The sequence below is a fragment of the Corallococcus sp. M7 genome, assembly GCF_054512695.1.
Genome location: NZ_CM137252.1, coordinates 8172340 through 8187126, shown reverse-complemented (window position 1 = coordinate 8187126; position 14787 = coordinate 8172340). Strand labels below are relative to the sequence as shown.

The window sequence follows — 14787 nt, the reverse complement described above, 5'->3', positions numbered from 1 at the left end:
TCAGCCTTCCTCGGGTTCCATGGACAGCCGCAGGGGGAACCCGTTGTCCCTCGCCGCGGCCTCCACTGTCTTGAGCTTCGTCTCGGCGACGTCGTAGGTATAAACGCCCGCCACACCGATGCCGTTGTAATGAACGTGCATCATGATCTGCACGGCATCCGTCTCCGACTTGTGGAAGATCTCCTTGAGCACGGCCACGACGAACTCACGCGTGGTGTAGTTGTCGTTGTGCAGGAGGACCTTGTAGAGCGTCGGCCTCTTCAGCTTCTGCTTGGGGACGGCCTCCGTGACGACCTGGCCGTCATCGTGTTGGTGCTTCTGAGCCATGGGCTTGCGGACTCCCTTGCCTTCGCTTCGCGAACCATTGGCGGGCCTGCGTGAAACGCTTCAGACCCGCTCCTTGAAACCCGTCTCCGCCCACCACAGCGGCAGGCCGCTCTCGACGGCTGCCCGCTCGTGCGCCAGGAAGCCGCGCACCGCCCGGTCCAGGCCGGGGTGAAGGAACAGATGCGCACTGTACGTGAGGTGCGGCTCGAAACCCCGGGTGAGCTTGTGCTCGCCGCCTGCTCCGGGCTCGAAGCGCTCACGGCCCCGGGCGATGCAGTCCTCCACCGGGTGGTAGAGGCACGCGTTGAAGTGCAGGAATGGATGTTCCTCGAACGCACCCCAATAACGGCCGTACAGCGTGCGCGGCCCGGTGAAGTTGAACGCGCCCGCCACCCTGCGCCCTTCCCGCCGGGCCTCCACGAACTCGCACCGGTGCTTGAAGCCGGCGAGCAGGCGGGCGAAGAAGTCCTCGGTCAGCGACCGCACGCCCCAGGGATAGCGGTCCACCGTGGAGACGTAGAGCCGGTGGGCGCAGGCCGCGTCCACCTCGTCCAGCGCGTCGCCCCGGAGCGTGCGCAGGGTGATGCCCCGGTCCTCCATCTCGCGCCGCTCCCGCTGAATCTGGTGGCGCCGCTTGGAGCGGAAGCGGGCGAGGAAGTCCTCGAACGTCCGGTAGCCCGCGTCGCGCCACAGGTACTGGACGCCCAGGCGCAGCGCGTAGCCCTGCGCCTCCAGCACCGGCAGCTCCTCCCGGGTGGGGAAGAGGACGTGGACGCTGGAGAGCCCCTCCGCGCGCGCGTATTCCAGCGCGGCGTTGTACAGCTCCGCCTCGCGGGACGGGGCGTCCTCGCCCGGGGCCACCAGCACGCGGCGGCCGGTGGCGGGCGTGAAGGGCACGCCCAGGACCAGCTTGGGGTAGTAGCGGATGCCCGCGCGCTCGGCGGTGGTGGCCCACGCGGCGTCGAAGACGAACTCGCCGTGGCTGTCGTTCTTCAGGTACGCGGGCGCGGCGGCGACCAGGCGTGAGCCCCGCCACAGGGTGAGGTGGCGCGGGTGCCAGCCGCGCTCGGGCACCACGCTGCCGCTCTCCTCCAGCGCGGCGAGGAAGCCCCACTCCAGGAACGGCACCGACCCCGGGTCCACGAGCGCGTCCCAGGCCGACGCGGGAACGTCGGTGATGGACGTGAGCAGGCGCAGCGTGGTGGGAAGCGGGGCGGACATGGACGTGGCGAGCGCCAGCCTATAACGGCGGGTGGCGGCTGCCGCCACGACCGACCGGACGTCCTATTTGCCGCGCGTGAGCTCCTGGGCGAGGAAGCCGGCGACCTCCGTGAGCCCCGCGGCGGCGCGCTTGCGGCCCTCGTCGGACTCCATGACCCGGCGGGCGGCGTCGCTGGCGGTGCCCACCTCCAGGTCCACCAGGATGAGGAAGGCGCTCCACCCGGCCGTCACGGTGGCGACCTTGCCCGGCCGCTGTGGCCGGTCGCTCAGGGTGGCGGCCACCTTCTCCAAAAGGCCTTCTTCCTTGAGACGTTTCGTGCTCCCGAGCATCTGCGTCCAGGTGGCCTCCAGGAGGGAGGTCAGCAGGCGTCCGGAGAGGGCGGTGGAGAGGCGCTGGGAGGCCTCCTCGGCGTCCACGCGGTGGGCTTCCGCGTAGGTGGGGCTCAGCTTGGCCACCACCACGGCCTTGGTGGCCAGGTGGGCGAGGCGTGGCGGGTAGGGCATGGGACCCTGTGTCTTACATCGGTGACGGGCCAGGCTCCATCCGGAGTGCCGGAGTGAATGCCCGGCGCGGGGCGTTTGCCTGACAGCCGGACAGGTTGCTATGGGGCCCGGCGCCCTTTAGAGGAAGCGGACTTTCGTAGGGAGAACAGCATGTCAGTGAACATCCAGCTCGAGTGGACCCCCAACCCCAGCACGCTGAAGTACGTGGTGGACCGCAAGCTGCTGGGCGGTGGCGCGGTGAACTTCACCAACCGGGACGACGCGCAGGCGAAGTCGCCCCTGGCGCTCCGGCTCATGGACATCCAGGGCGTGACGGCGGTGATGCTCGGCACGAACTTCGTCACGGTGACGAAGGGCGAGGCGGGCGAGTGGGACGAGCTCAACGACTCCGTGATGTCCACGCTGGACACGCACCTGTCGGAAGGCCTGCCGGTGGTGGACGAGGCGGCGGTCGCTGCGGCGCGCCAGACGGTGTCCGCGGACGGCACGGTGGAGCAGCGCATCCAGGTCATCCTGGACGAGGAGATCCGCCCGGCCGTGGCGCAGGACGGCGGTGACATCACGCTGGACCGCTTCGAGGACGGCATCGTGTACCTGCACATGAAGGGCTCGTGCGCGGGCTGCCCGTCGTCCACGGCGACGCTGAAGATGGGCATCGAGGGCCGGCTCCGGGAGATGATCCCGGAGGTCACCGAAGTGGTGTCCGTCTGAGGCGGAACGTCAAGGCGCCGCAGGTCCGCAAGGAGCTGCTTCCGGACCAGTCCCCCGCGCTCCTGCGTGAGCTGCACCTGCTCACGCGCGAGGGGAACCTCAACGCGGACGCGCTGCGCAAGCTCAAGCAGGTCAACCACCTGGTGGGCCTCTTGCGCCCCGCCATGGAGGACGTGCGGCAGCGCCACGCGAACCCCCTGGTGGTGGACGCGGGCAGCGGCAACGCGTACCTGGGCTTCGTCGTCTACGAGCTGTTCCTGAAGGACGCGGCGGGCGGTGAGCTGCTGTCCATCGAGGGGCGGCCGGAGCTGACGGAGCGCGCGAAGGGCCGCGCCGAGCGGCTGCACTTCGACCGGATGCGCTTCCAGACGGCGCACATCGACCAGGCGGAGTACCCGGAGCGCATCCACGTGCTGATGGCGCTGCACGCGTGCGACACGGCCACGGACGACGCGCTGGTGGCGGCCATCAAGCACGGCGCGGACCACGTGGCGGTGGTGCCGTGCTGCCAGGCGGAGGTGGCCGCGCAGCTCAAGGAGAAGAAGGCGAAGCCGGCCGGCTCCATGTCGCTGCTCTTCCAGCACCCGTGGCACCGGCGCGAGTTCGGCTCGCACCTGACGAACGTCATCCGCGCGCTGACCCTGGAGGCGTTCGGCTACCAGGTGACGGTGACGGAGCTGACCGGGTGGGAGCACTCGTTGAAGAACGAGCTCATCCTCGGGCGGCGCGTGCACCGGGACAACCGCCGCGCGCGGCTGCAGCTCCAGGCGCTCCTGGCGGAGACGGGCGTGCAGCCCCGGCTGACGCGGCTGCTGGGCATCACGCCCGCGGGCGCGGCGCAGGAGCTGGCCTCCGAGGCCACGCCGGACGCGGAGCCGGCTCCAGAGCCCGCGCCGGACGCGGCGCCCGCGGCTCCGTCCGAATCCTGAACGCAAGCGAGGCCCCACCTGGACCGTAGGGTGGGGCAGGTGACCTCACGGGAGGGGGCGGCGTGTGCCCCCGCACCGGGAGGGCCGCCTTCCCCGGCCGTGCGAGGCGGCCGGGCCGCCGTTACATGCCCTGGCGTCCGTGCGATGCGCACGGGAAGACATTCCAGGGGGCCGGGTTCCTTGAGGAAACCTCCGGGAGCATGTCGGAGGACGTGGGCACGTCAGGGGTACCGTGCAGGATGGCGTCGATGCCGGAGGTCGGGCTCGGCGGCAGGACCCAGGGCGGCGTTCGCGGTGTCTGAATGTCGGGGTACGGAGTCTCGTCCCGGGATGGGGCCGGCCGGTGGCCATCAGGGCGCCGGATACGAGTGGGGCGAGCCGTGAAGTCCCTCCGCCGCGACGCGGGGGAGGGTGTCGATGGGAAGGGGCATGGCCTTGGAGCTGGATGACTGGGGTGGGAGCGGGCCGCTCCTGCACTTCGCCTGCGCGAACGGTTTCCCTCCGGAGACGTACCGGAAGCTCTTCGCGCGGCTCGCGACCCGCTACCACGTGGTGTCGCTGCGCATGCGGCCGCTGGTGCCGGGCCAGGATCCGAAGTCGCTCACGACGTGGAAGGAGCTGGGCGAGGATCTCGCGCGCGAGCTGAAGGCGCGGGGGCGCTCCGGTATCCTGGGCGTGGGGCACAGCGTGGGCGGCACGAGCACGCTGATGGCCGCCGCCGCGAACCCGGGGCTGTTCCGCGCGGTGGTGGCGTTGGACCCCGTGCTCATCACCGGGTCCCGGCTGTGGGCGCTGCGCCTGATGAAGCTCCTGGGCCGCATGGACCGCTCCGCCATCGTGCAGGGCGCGCTGCGGCGGCGCGACCGCTGGGCGACGCGCGAGGAGGCGGCCACCGCCTACCGCCAGCGCAAGCTGTTCAAGGACTGGGACGCGGACTGCTTCAGCGACTACATCACGCACGGGCTGGTGCCCACGGAGGCGGGCGACTTCCGCTTGCGCTTCCCGCGCGAGTGGGAGGCCCGCATCTTCGAGACCTTCCCCGCGGACCCGTGGTCGCTCATCCGCGCCAACGCGGCGCCCACGCTGGTGCTGCGCGGCGAGCGCTCCGACACGTTGCTGCCGGACGCGCTGGCGCGGGCGGAGCGGGAGATGAAGCGCACGCGGGCGGACACGCTGCCGCTCGCCTCGCACCTGTTCCCCATGGAGAAGCCCCGCGAGACGGCCGAGCACGTGCTGACGTTCCTGGACCAGCTGCCTCCGGTGGACGTCACCACGCACTGAGGCCCGTCAGCCGTAGGCCTCGCGCTTGATGCGCTTGTCCGGGATGCCCAGCTCGTGCAGGTGGCCCAGCACCGCCTCCATGAAGCGCGGCGTGGCGGGCGTGCGCGTCTCCAGCGCCTTGCGCCGGTCCCACGGGGTGATGGCGGGCCCGCACACGTACACGAGGCAGGTGTCGGGCGACGGAATCAGCTCGCGCAAGAGCGCCTCCGCGACGCGGCCCTTGCGCACCTGGGCGCCGTACTTCGCCTCATCCGTCTCGCGCGTGAGCGTGTGCACCACCCGCACGCGGTCCGGCGCCGAGCGCTCCAGCGCGGCCAGCTCCTCGCGGTAGAGGATGTCCCCCCACGTCTTGTTGGACGCGAGGAACGTGTGCCGCACCTTCAGCCCGCGGTGCAGCGCGTCCTTCACGATGGCGAAGTTCGGCACCGCGCCGGAGCCCGCCACCACGTGCAGCACGTGGTCCGCCTTCTCCGTCACGTCGTCCGGCAGCACGTACGGCCCCATGAAGCCCGTCACCTTCAGCTTCGCGCCCACCAGCCGCCCGTGCACCAGCAGGGGCGACAGCAGCGGCGGGTAGCGCGTGACGCCGGGGATGAACTCCTCGTCCTTCACCGTGATGGCCACGTGCCGCTCGTGCGGCGCCGAGGCGAGCGAGTACGAGCGCGGCGGCTCCTTGCGCCCCTTCTGCTCCTGGAGGTACGCGCACTGCTGCGCGAGCGACCGGAACTGGTGCGGGTCGATGTTGATGAACTGGCCTGCCTTGTAGTCGAGCGGCCCCGCGCTCGCGTCCAGCTCCAGCCACAGCGTCGCCGTGTCATGGGTCTCCATGCGCAGGTCGGTGACGGTGGCCTCGTACTCGACGGGCCGCTTCGCTCGGGAGGGCGTGGCTTCGGCGCTCATGCGCCACCCCATAACACGCAGGGTGCGGGGCCGCGCGGACGTGCTCGCGGGCGGCGCGCCCTTCGCGCACCCGGACCCGGGGGGGGCCATTCGTTGGCTGGATGACGGAAGGGCAGGCGGGCGGACCAGCGCTCCCGGAGGACCGCTGACCCACCCCACCGGGCAGGACTACATCTTCCAGGAGGAGGTGGGCCGGCCTGTGCTTCGACTTCTCTTCGCCTTGATGTCGCTGCTCCCCTACGGACTGCGCCGCCATGTCGTGCGCGGCCTGATGCACGGCGTGTGGGGCCGGCTGTCCCACGCGAAGGTGTATGGCCTCAAGGACCTGCCGGCCGGCCCCTGCCTCTTCATCTGCAACCACCTGTCCAACGCGGACGGCTTCACGCTCTACCGGGCGCTGCGTCCCCGGAGCGTCGTCTTCCTGGCGGGCGTGAAGCTGCACGGCACCGTGATGACCCGGCTGGCGGCGGAGACGATGGACACCATCGACATCACGCCCAACTCGCCGGACATCGAAGCGCTGCGCCGCTGCGTGGAGCTGCTCAAGGGCGGCCAGTCCGTCCTCATCTTCCCGGAAGGGGGCCGCAGCCGCTCCGCGGGCCTGCTCCAGGCGAAGAAGGGCGTGGGGCTCATCGCCAAGCGCGCGGGCGTGCCCATCGTCCCGGTGGCGCTCACGGGCACGGAGAAGCTGATGCCCATCAACGACGCGGACATGGGCGGCGAGCGGCTCTTCCACGCCGACGTCACCGTGACCTTCGGGCCCGCCTTCCGCATGGAGGACCTGGAGCCGGAGGTGTCCGGCGCCTCCGACGCGCGCCAGGCGCTGGTGGACGCGATGATGCGCCGGGTGGCCGCGCTGCTGCCGCCCGCGTACCAGGGCGTCTACGCGGGAGGCCCGGATCCGGTCGCTCCCACGGCGCCGCCCTCCGCCGTGCCGCCCTCCGCCTGAGCCCCGCAATACAAACGGCCGCGCGGGTGGGGGTCCACGCGGCCGTCCTGCTTCAAGCCGTCCCGGTTACTGCAGGAACGCCTTCTTGACCTCGGTGAGCAGCGGGTTGGCGCCCGTCGCCGGGTCGGTGCAGCCCTGGTTGATGGTCCAGATGATGGTGCCGCCGTAGCCGTTCGCCTTGGCGTACTGGCCCTTGGCCTGGATGGCCTCCGGACCGTCGTAGGTAATCCAGCGCACCGTCCCGTCCTCCACCGGCGTGTCGAACGTGACGTAGTTGGCCTGCGCCGCCGTGTCCCACTGGAGCTTGCCGGTCTTGGAGAGCGCCAGGATCTTCTTGTACGTGAAGGAGTTGTCCCCGCCCACGTAGTCGGACCAGTTGGTGAAGGGCTGGCGCGGGCCGCTGATGTTGCGCCACGCGAGGCCGTAGAACGGGATGCCCATGCCCAGCTTCTCCTTGGGGATGCCCGCGGCCACCCAGGCCTTGAGGCTGGACTCCACGGAGGTCGGGTGGGTGCCGGACTCGCCCGTGAGCGCGGACGTGAACCACGAATCCCAGCCGTCCCAGACGCCAATCATCTCGTAGGACATGACGTTCACCTGGTCCAGGTACTGGGCCAGCTGCGGGTACCACTTGAGCGACGCGTCCGTGGCGAAGTTGTTGTTGATCCACCCGATGGGGAACGTCAGCAGCATGTTGGGACGCGCCTGACGCAGCCGCTGCACCAGCGCGAGCAGGTTCGGCTTGTCCACCTCCTCCACCGGCTCCCAGTCGATGTCGAGCCCGTCGTAGCCGTGGTCGTCCATCGTCTTGAGCAGGTTCTGGACGAACTTCTCGCGGTTGGCGGAAGAAGCCGCGCCCACCCAGTTGGCGTGCTCGCCCGCGCCGCCCACCATGATGATGGCCTTGCGCCCCGCCGCGTGCGCGCGCGTGGAGAGCGTCTTCGCCATGGCGGAGCCGTTCGAGTTGTCGAAGATGGCGTCCACCGTGCCGTCCGTGTTCGGCGTCACGCGGCCCACCATGATGTGCGTGAGCGCGCTGAAGTCCACCTTCTCCGGCGGGTAGTCATCCGCGTTCCAGCCCGTGTAGTAGCCGGACACCCACTTGTTGGTGGTGCCCACCGGGCCCGTCACCACCACGTCCGCCGTGGCCTTCTTCGTCGTGTCCGCGTTGCTCGTGGCCACGACGTGGTACGTGCCCGCCGTGCGCGGCGCGGTGTACGTGCCGCCGGAGGTGACGGTGCCGCCCGTGGAGCCTTCCAGCACGCTCCACGTCACGCCCGTGTTGGTGCTGCCCGTCACCGTCGCGGTGAAGGTCTGCACGCCGCCCAGCGACAGCGTCGCGGTGGTGGGGGTGACGCTGACGCTCACGCCCGTGGTGGAGGTCCGCTTGCCGGACACCGCCGTGGACTTCGCGCTCTCACCGGCCGCGTTCAGCGCGGTGACGGCGTACCAGTACGTCGTGCCCACGGCCGCGCTGGTGTCCTTGTAGGACGCGGCGGTGAGCGCCGAGGACGTGAGCCGCGCGTAGGTGCCCGTCTGCGACGTGGCCCGGTAGACGTGGTAGCCCGTGGCGCCCGTCACCGTGCCCCAGGTGAGGGCCACGTCCGTGGTGGAGCCCGTGGCCTTCAGGGACGTGGGCGCGGAAGGAGCGGTGGTGCTCGCCGCCAGGCGCACGTTGTCGAAGTACACCGTGGCCAGCTTGCGGCCCGCGTTCTCCATCACCACCAGGCCGTCCAGGGTGGTGTTCGCCGCGCCCAGCGTGGACAGCGGCATGCGGCACAGCGTCCACGCGTTGGCCTTGATGGTGCCGCCCGCGCAGGTGGGGTTGAGCGCCACGGGCGGCTTCGCCACGCCGCCCACGCTCGCGTAGAGCGCGATGGCGGGGTTGGCCGTCGCGCCGGGGTTCACCTGCAACTCCACGAAGCCCTGGCCCGTGGTGGGCACGCCCGCGTGGTGGAAGTACAGGCCCGTCCAGGGGCCGAACGTCGCGGAGATGGAACGGGTGCCCGCGTACACGGGCCGGGTCGCGCTGAGGCTGTGCGTCGCCCAGGACCAGTCCTGCCAGCCTGAGCCGAGCGCGTCGTCGAACATCGTGGTCGCGCTCGCGAGCGCGTCCCCGGACATCCCCAGCGAGTCGTCGTCACCCGCGGTGGACGTGAAGTCCGGCGCGCCACCGCAGCCGGTGTGCATCGCGCCCAACGCCACGAGGAACCCAATGAGCTGCCTTCTCAAGTTCTCTCCTGCGGCCAGGTGAAAAGGGCGGGGCCGGGGGAACCGCATCCTCCCGCCCGCGGCGCGTGGCAGGAGTCCCCCGGTCGCCCTGTCGCCGCGCCGGAATTGGCGAGCGGGGGAGGGGGGACCTGGCGAATCGCAGGCAGAGAAACACCGCGATTCTTCGTCTGTGTTCAAGCCACGGGGTGGGCTATTTCGGCACGTCGCAAGGACGCCAGGCCGCTGTATCAGCGGGGTGGCGAGCGTCTGGCTTTAGAGTGAAACGCGCCTGGTGACGACAGGGGCCGGCGGGCGCTTCCCACGCCTGGAGGCGCCACGGGGGCACCTCCAGGGGAAAGCCAGCCAGGCCGGGATGGATGCGGCTTCAATCCTTCACAGGCAATGTATCACGGCTCTTATTCCGGCCCAATGACGTGAGGAAGCTCCACGCGCTCTTCTCGCCGCCCAGGTACGTCTGGAAATGGTTCTCCCCGGGGCGGTAGAGGTCCGTCTGCTTGAGCCGCTCGTGCAGCGCGGGCAGGTGGTAGTAGGGCACGGACGGGAAGAGGTGATGGGACAGGTGGTAGCTGGCGTTGAAGGGCGCGATGAAGAAGCGCTCGAACCAGGTCGCCGACTCCACGTCCCGCGTCTCGTGCGTCTCATCCGGGGTGGCGGGGGTGTAGGGATGCTCCACCAACGCGCGGATGCGGAAGGCCATCATCGTCAGCGTCAGCGACGGGATGGACCACAGGAGCAGGTAGTGGAGCCAGCCGCCCGTGAGCGTGAGGAAGGTGATGAATCCGGTCAGCCACAGCGCGTAGCGGAGGTGCTCCGCGTGGGACGGCGGCGAGCCACCCTTGCCCATCGCGCGGCCCGTATAGGTCCAGGGAATGATGATGCGCAGGTGGGACGGGGTGAAGAAGCCCACCAGGTCCCCCAGGAGCACCCGCGCCGTGCTCCCGCGTGTGCGCGGGAACATCCACGCGTGGTCGCGCTGCGCCGTGCGCCAGTACGGGTCCTTCTCCGTGTTGACGTAGCGGTGATGCTCCGCGTGCTCCTTGCGGTAGCCCTCCGTGGTGATGTTCATGGGGAAGGCGCACAGCAGGTCCGACAGGAGGTCGTTGGCCTTGCGGTTCGTGAGCAGGTGGTGGTGGCTGGCCTCGTGCACCAGGCTGAAGAGCGCGTTCTGCCGCGAGGAGATGACCACCGCGGCCAGCACCCACGCCCACCACCGGTCCACCTGCACCACGAACGCCACCGACAGCGCGATGATGAGCCATTGGCGCGTCACGGCCCACAGGCCGCGCGCGTTGGCCACCATCGACAGCTCCCTCACCGACGCCGTCAGGACGCGCCGGTCGAACGTACGGGAGGTGACCGCTTCCGAGTCATCCAGCGACAACGGTTCTGGAACGGCGAGCATCTCGCACACCCCGGTTATGTGGGATTACACCGCCTTGGCGGTAATAATCTCATATCATAGGAATTGAGAGAGCTGAAAGACCCGCCCAGTCTTACAGCCCGGACGGACATGGCGGACCCAAGGGGTGGCTGGGAAAGGCTTGTGTTGAGTGGTGTCCAGAAGGACGCCCCTGGGGAGGCCTGGCGTTCGGGAAGACCTGGGCCCCGGGCCTTTTGGCCGGTGTGATGGAGGGGATGTCCGTACACTGGACAGGAACCCCTTTCCGCGTTCGCGGCGGCCCAGGAAAGGCGGGGAGGTTGCTGGACCTCCCCGTGAGTGGATGCAGGCACCCTTCGACTTCCAGAAGCTCTTCGAGCTGTCGCCCAATCCCTACATGCTGGTGGATCGGGAGCTGCGGTACGTCACGGCGAACACGGCCTACCTGCGGGTGACCGCCAGCAGGTTGGAGGACCTGGTCGGGCGCACCATCTTCGAGGCGTTCCCGCACGACCCTGACGACCCGGCCAATGCCAGCATCCGGATGCTGCGCGACTCGTTCAGCCGGGTGCTGACGGAGCGGACGCTGGACACGCTCGCGCTCATCCCCTACCGGGTGCCCCGTCAGACGGACGCCGGCGTGGTGCTGGAGGACCGCTACTGGAGCGCCACGCACACGCCCCTGTTGGACGGGCGGGGCGAGGTGGCCTTCATCCTCCAACACACGATGGACGTGACGGAGCTGCACCAGCTCAAGCAGGCCGTGCGCGGCACGGAGACCTCGCTGGACGGGGGCGGGCCCCGGACGCAGCTGATGGGCGGGGTGCTCGCGCGCGCCCAGGCGGTGCAGGAGGCCAACCGGGTGCTGGAGGACGAGCGCCGGCACCTGCGGCGTTTGTTCGAACAGGCCCCGGGCTTCATGTGCTCATTGAAGGGGCCCGAGCACGTGTTCGAGCTGGCCAACCGCTCCTACCTCCAGCTCGTGGGGCACCGGGAGCTGTTGGGCAAGACGGTGCGGGAGGCCCTGCCGGAGGTGGCCGGGCAGGGCTTCTTCGAGCTGCTGGATCGGGTGTTCACGACCGGCCAGCCCTTCGTCGGGCACAACATGGGGCTGCACCTGCAGCAGTCGCCCGGGGGGCCGCTGGTGGAGGCCTTCCTGGACTTCGTCTATCAGCCGATCATCGAGGCGGACGGAAGCGTCTCCGGCATCTTCGTCCAGGGCCACGACATGACGGCGCAGAAGCGGGCGGAGGATGAGCTCGCGCGCCACCGCGACCACCTGGAGGAGCTGGTGCGCGAGCGCACGCGCGCGCTGGAGGAGAGCGAGGCGGAGCGCCGCCAGACGGAGGCCGCGCTGCTCCAGGCGCAGAAGATGGAGGCGGTGGGCAAGCTCACCGGCGGCGTGGCGCATGACTTCAACAACCTGCTCCAGGTGGTGAGCGGGAATCTCCAGCTGCTCCAGCGCGACCTGGTGGGTGACTCGCGCGCGCAGCGGCGCCTGGAGACGGCGCTGGGCGCGGTGGAGCGCGGGGCCCGGCTGGCGTCGCAGTTGCTCGCGTTCGCGCGCAGGCAGCCCCTGGCGCCCACGGCGCTCAACCTGGGCCGGCTGGTGCGCGACATGGACGACCTGTTGCGCCGCGCCCTGGGCGAGGACGTGGAGGTGGAGACGGTCATCGCGGGTGGGCTGTGGAACACGTCCGTGGACCGCAACCAGCTGGAGAACGTCATCCTCAACCTGGCCATCAACGCGCGCGACGCCATGGAGGGCCGGGGCAAGCTGACCATCGAAGCGGGCAACGCGATGCTGGATGACCACTACGCGATGCTGCACCCGGAGGTGACGGCGGGGCAGTACGTGCTGCTGGCCATCTCCGACACGGGCTCCGGCATGACGCCGGAGGTGATGGCGCGCGCGTTCGAGCCGTTCTTCACCACGAAGCCGGAGGGGCGGGGCACGGGCCTGGGGCTGAGCATGGTGTATGGCTTCGTGAAGCAGTCCGGCGGCCACGTGAAGATCTACAGCGAGCTGGGCCACGGCACGACCATCAAGATCTACCTGCCGCGCACCTTCCAGGCGGCGGTGCAGCCGGCGGAGGGCGGACCGGGGCAGGTGGAGGGCGGCACGGAGACCATCCTCGTGGTGGAGGACGACGCGGCGGTGCGCGCCACGGTGGTGGAGGTGCTGACGGAGCTGGGCTACCGCGTGCTCAAGGCGCACGATGGCCAGAGCGCGCTCGCGGTCATCCAGAGCGGCCTGCCGGTGGACCTGCTCTTCACGGACGTGGTGATGCCGGGACCGGTGCGCAGCCCGGAGCTGGCGCGGCAGGCGAAGGCGCACCTGCCGGACCTCGAGGTGCTCTTCACGTCCGGCTACACGGAGAACGCCATCGTGCACGGCGGCCGGTTGGACCCGGGCGTGAACCTCTTGTCCAAGCCGTACCGGCGCGAGGACCTGGCGCGGAAGATCCGCTCCCTGTTGCGCGGACGCGAGCAGCGGCTGGCGGCGAAGCCGTACCGCGCGCCCGCGCCCGCGCCCGTGGAGACACCTCCGAAGGGTTCGCTGCGCATCCTGCTGGTGGAGGACGACGCGGACATCCGCGAGTCCGCGTCCGAGCTGATGTCGGACCTGGGGCACACCGTGCTCGCGGTGGAGAGCGCGGAGGCGGCGGGCGAGGCGATGGCGAAGGAGCCCTTCGACCTGCTCTTCACGGACGTGACGCTGCCGGGCAAGTCCGGCGTGGTGCTGGCGCGCGAGGCCGTGAAGCGCTATCCGTCCCTGCGAATCATCATCGCGTCCGGCGATTCGCGCGCGGTGTCGGCGGAAGACGGTCAGGCGCTGGAGCGCGTGGTGCTGCTGCCCAAGCCGTATGACTTGAACCAGATGGAGCGTGCGTTGGAGCAGGCGGCGATGGACGCGGGTTCTGCCGCTCGGGCGCGGCCGGCGTGACGGAGGCTCGGGCCCGGCTGGGCGAAATCATCTACGTGTCCACGCTGCCGGGCCTGGAGCCCGCGCTGGAGTCGGAGGCGCGCGAGCTGGGGCTGTCCTTCCGGCGCGCGGAGGGCGGCATCGAGTGCGAGGGCCCGTCCGGCCTGCACCAGACGGCGAACCTGCGCCTGCGCACCGCGAGCCGCGTGCTCCTGCGCCTGGGCACCTTCACGGCGCCCACCGCGGATGCGCTGGTGGAGGGGCTGCGAGCGCTGCCCATGGCGGGCGTCTGGGACGGCAAGGTGCCACTGCGGCTGTCCGTGACGCTGCACCGCTCCGTGGCCCCGGGGCCGGCGGTGGTGCTGGAGTCCGCGGCCGTGGCCTGGGAGCCGGGCGAGGTGACGGCCGCGGGACACCTGGACGAAGAGGGCGGAGGGCCGGAGCTCACGCTGCTGGTGCGCGGCGAGGGAGAGCGCTGGACGGTGAGCGTGGACACGTCCGGCTCTCCCCTGTACCAGCGCGGCTATCGGCAGGAGGTGGGGCGCGCGCCCCTGCGCGAGACGCTGGCCGCGGGCATCCTCCGGCTCGCGGGCTACGCGGGTGACGTGCCGCTGGTGGATCCGATGTGCGGCTCGGGCACCTTCCTGGTGGAGGGCGCGTGGATGTCCCAGCGCCGAGCACCGGGGATGCTGCGCACGTTCGCGTTCCAGTCGTTTCCGTCCTTCGACAAGGCCGCCTGGGCACAGCGCCGCGCGGAGGCGGAAGCGGAAGGGCTGGCGGAGCCTCGCGCGCCCATGCGCGGATACGACCTCAACGCGGGAGCGCTGGGCACGGCACGGCGCAACGCGAAGCGCGCGGGCGTGACGCTGACGCTGGAGCGGCACGACCTGCGCACGCTGAAGGCCCCGCCGGACGCCCCCGGGCTGGTGGTGGCCAATCCGCCCTACGGCAAGCGCGTGGGGGAGGTGGAGGACCTGCCGGACCTCTACCGCGCACTGGGCGCGACGTTGAACGGAGCGTTCCGCGAATGGCGCAAGGCGCTCATCGTCCCCGAGGAGCCGAAGCTGGTGGCGGCGCTGGGGCTGAAGGGCGCGAGGCAGCTCAACGTGAAGAACGGCGGCCTGCGCTGCCTGCTGCTGCTAGCAGGCGCTTGAGCTGACGCGGCAGCACCAGCTCGAAGCGACGGCCTTCGCTGTCCGCTGCTGCTAGCAGGCGCTTGAGCTGAAGCGGCAGCACCCGCGAAGCGACGGCCTTCGCTGTCCGCTGCTGCTAGCAGGCGCTTGAGCTGACGCGGCAGCACCAGCTCGAAGCGACGGCCTTCGCTGTCCGCTGCTGCTATCGGGCGCTTGAGCTGACGCGGCAGCACCCGCTCGAAGCGATGGTGAAGAACGGCGGTCCGCGTTGTCTGTTGTTGCCGACCCGCGCGTCG

General features: G+C 70.4%; 12 protein-coding genes. 6 read left to right on the top strand and 6 right to left on the bottom strand.

From position 1 onward, the window contains the following. The 3 genes from ACX114_RS32770 to ACX114_RS32760 all read right to left on the bottom strand — a co-directional run bounded on the left by ACX114_RS32770 (position 1) and on the right by ACX114_RS32760 (position 2052). Positions 1 to 327: an ATP-dependent Clp protease adaptor ClpS gene (locus ACX114_RS32770; RefSeq protein ID WP_014399347.1), complete on the bottom strand. Its 327-nt coding sequence runs from the start codon at positions 325 to 327 to the stop codon at positions 1 to 3. A 60-nt stretch (positions 328 to 387) separates the two neighbouring features. Further along, positions 388 to 1548 (bottom strand): GNAT family N-acetyltransferase, encoded by a 1161-nt coding sequence (locus ACX114_RS32765; RefSeq protein ID WP_459291150.1) that lies wholly within the window; start codon positions 1546 to 1548, stop codon positions 388 to 390. A 63-nt stretch (positions 1549 to 1611) separates the two neighbouring features. Then, positions 1612 to 2052, bottom strand: coding sequence for a hypothetical protein (locus ACX114_RS32760; protein WP_459291148.1), 441 nt, complete (start codon positions 2050 to 2052; stop codon positions 1612 to 1614). A 150-nt stretch (positions 2053 to 2202) separates the two neighbouring features. On the opposite strand from ACX114_RS32760, the gene ACX114_RS32755 reads away from it, so the two are divergent. The 3 genes from ACX114_RS32755 (at position 2203) to ACX114_RS32745 (ending at position 4973) form a co-directional block, all read left to right on the top strand. Further along, the gene (locus tag ACX114_RS32755) at positions 2203 to 2763 is read left to right on the top strand and encodes a NifU family protein (protein WP_459291146.1); all 561 of its coding nucleotides are present in this window, start codon (positions 2203 to 2205) and stop codon (positions 2761 to 2763) included. 164 nt (positions 2764 to 2927) lie between these two features. Then, a complete protein-coding gene (locus tag ACX114_RS32750) occupies positions 2928 to 3692 on the top strand; it encodes a class I SAM-dependent methyltransferase (RefSeq protein ID WP_459300335.1) in 765 nt (254 codons plus the stop codon). Between the two features lie 429 nt (positions 3693 to 4121). After that, entirely contained in the window at positions 4122 to 4973 is an 852-nt protein-coding gene (locus ACX114_RS32745; protein WP_459291144.1) for an alpha/beta fold hydrolase, read from the top strand. A 6-nt stretch (positions 4974 to 4979) separates the two neighbouring features. Here ACX114_RS32745 and ACX114_RS32740 read toward each other — a convergent pair whose 3' ends face one another. Further along, positions 4980 to 5873, bottom strand: a complete 894-nt coding sequence (locus tag ACX114_RS32740) for a ferredoxin reductase domain-containing protein (protein ID WP_459291142.1) — start codon at positions 5871 to 5873, stop codon at positions 4980 to 4982. Between the two features lie 199 nt (positions 5874 to 6072). Between ACX114_RS32740 and ACX114_RS32735 the strand changes: the two genes are divergently transcribed. Continuing rightward, positions 6073 to 6822 (top strand): lysophospholipid acyltransferase family protein, encoded by a 750-nt coding sequence (locus ACX114_RS32735; protein ID WP_459291140.1) that lies wholly within the window; start codon positions 6073 to 6075, stop codon positions 6820 to 6822. A gap of 66 nt (positions 6823 to 6888) precedes the next feature. On the opposite strand, the gene ACX114_RS32730 is transcribed toward ACX114_RS32735, so the two are convergent. Further along, complete coding sequence (locus ACX114_RS32730) at positions 6889 to 9054, bottom strand: glycoside hydrolase family 18 protein (protein WP_459291138.1); 2166 nt, start codon at positions 9052 to 9054, stop codon at positions 6889 to 6891. Between the two features lie 364 nt (positions 9055 to 9418). After that, entirely contained in the window at positions 9419 to 10456 is a 1038-nt protein-coding gene (locus ACX114_RS32725) for a fatty acid desaturase family protein (RefSeq protein WP_459291136.1), read from the bottom strand. 319 nt (positions 10457 to 10775) lie between these two features. Between ACX114_RS32725 and ACX114_RS32720 the strand changes: the two genes are divergently transcribed. Both ACX114_RS32720 and ACX114_RS32715 read left to right on the top strand, forming a co-directional pair. After that, on the top strand, positions 10776 to 13379 hold the full coding sequence (locus ACX114_RS32720; protein ID WP_459291134.1) for a response regulator: 2604 nt from the start codon (positions 10776 to 10778) through the stop codon (positions 13377 to 13379). Continuing rightward, positions 13376 to 14512 (top strand): THUMP domain-containing class I SAM-dependent RNA methyltransferase, encoded by a 1137-nt coding sequence (locus ACX114_RS32715; RefSeq protein ID WP_459291132.1) that lies wholly within the window; start codon positions 13376 to 13378, stop codon positions 14510 to 14512. The genes ACX114_RS32720 and ACX114_RS32715 overlap by 4 nt, the downstream gene beginning before the upstream one ends. Positions 14513 to 14787 lie beyond the last annotated feature (275 nt).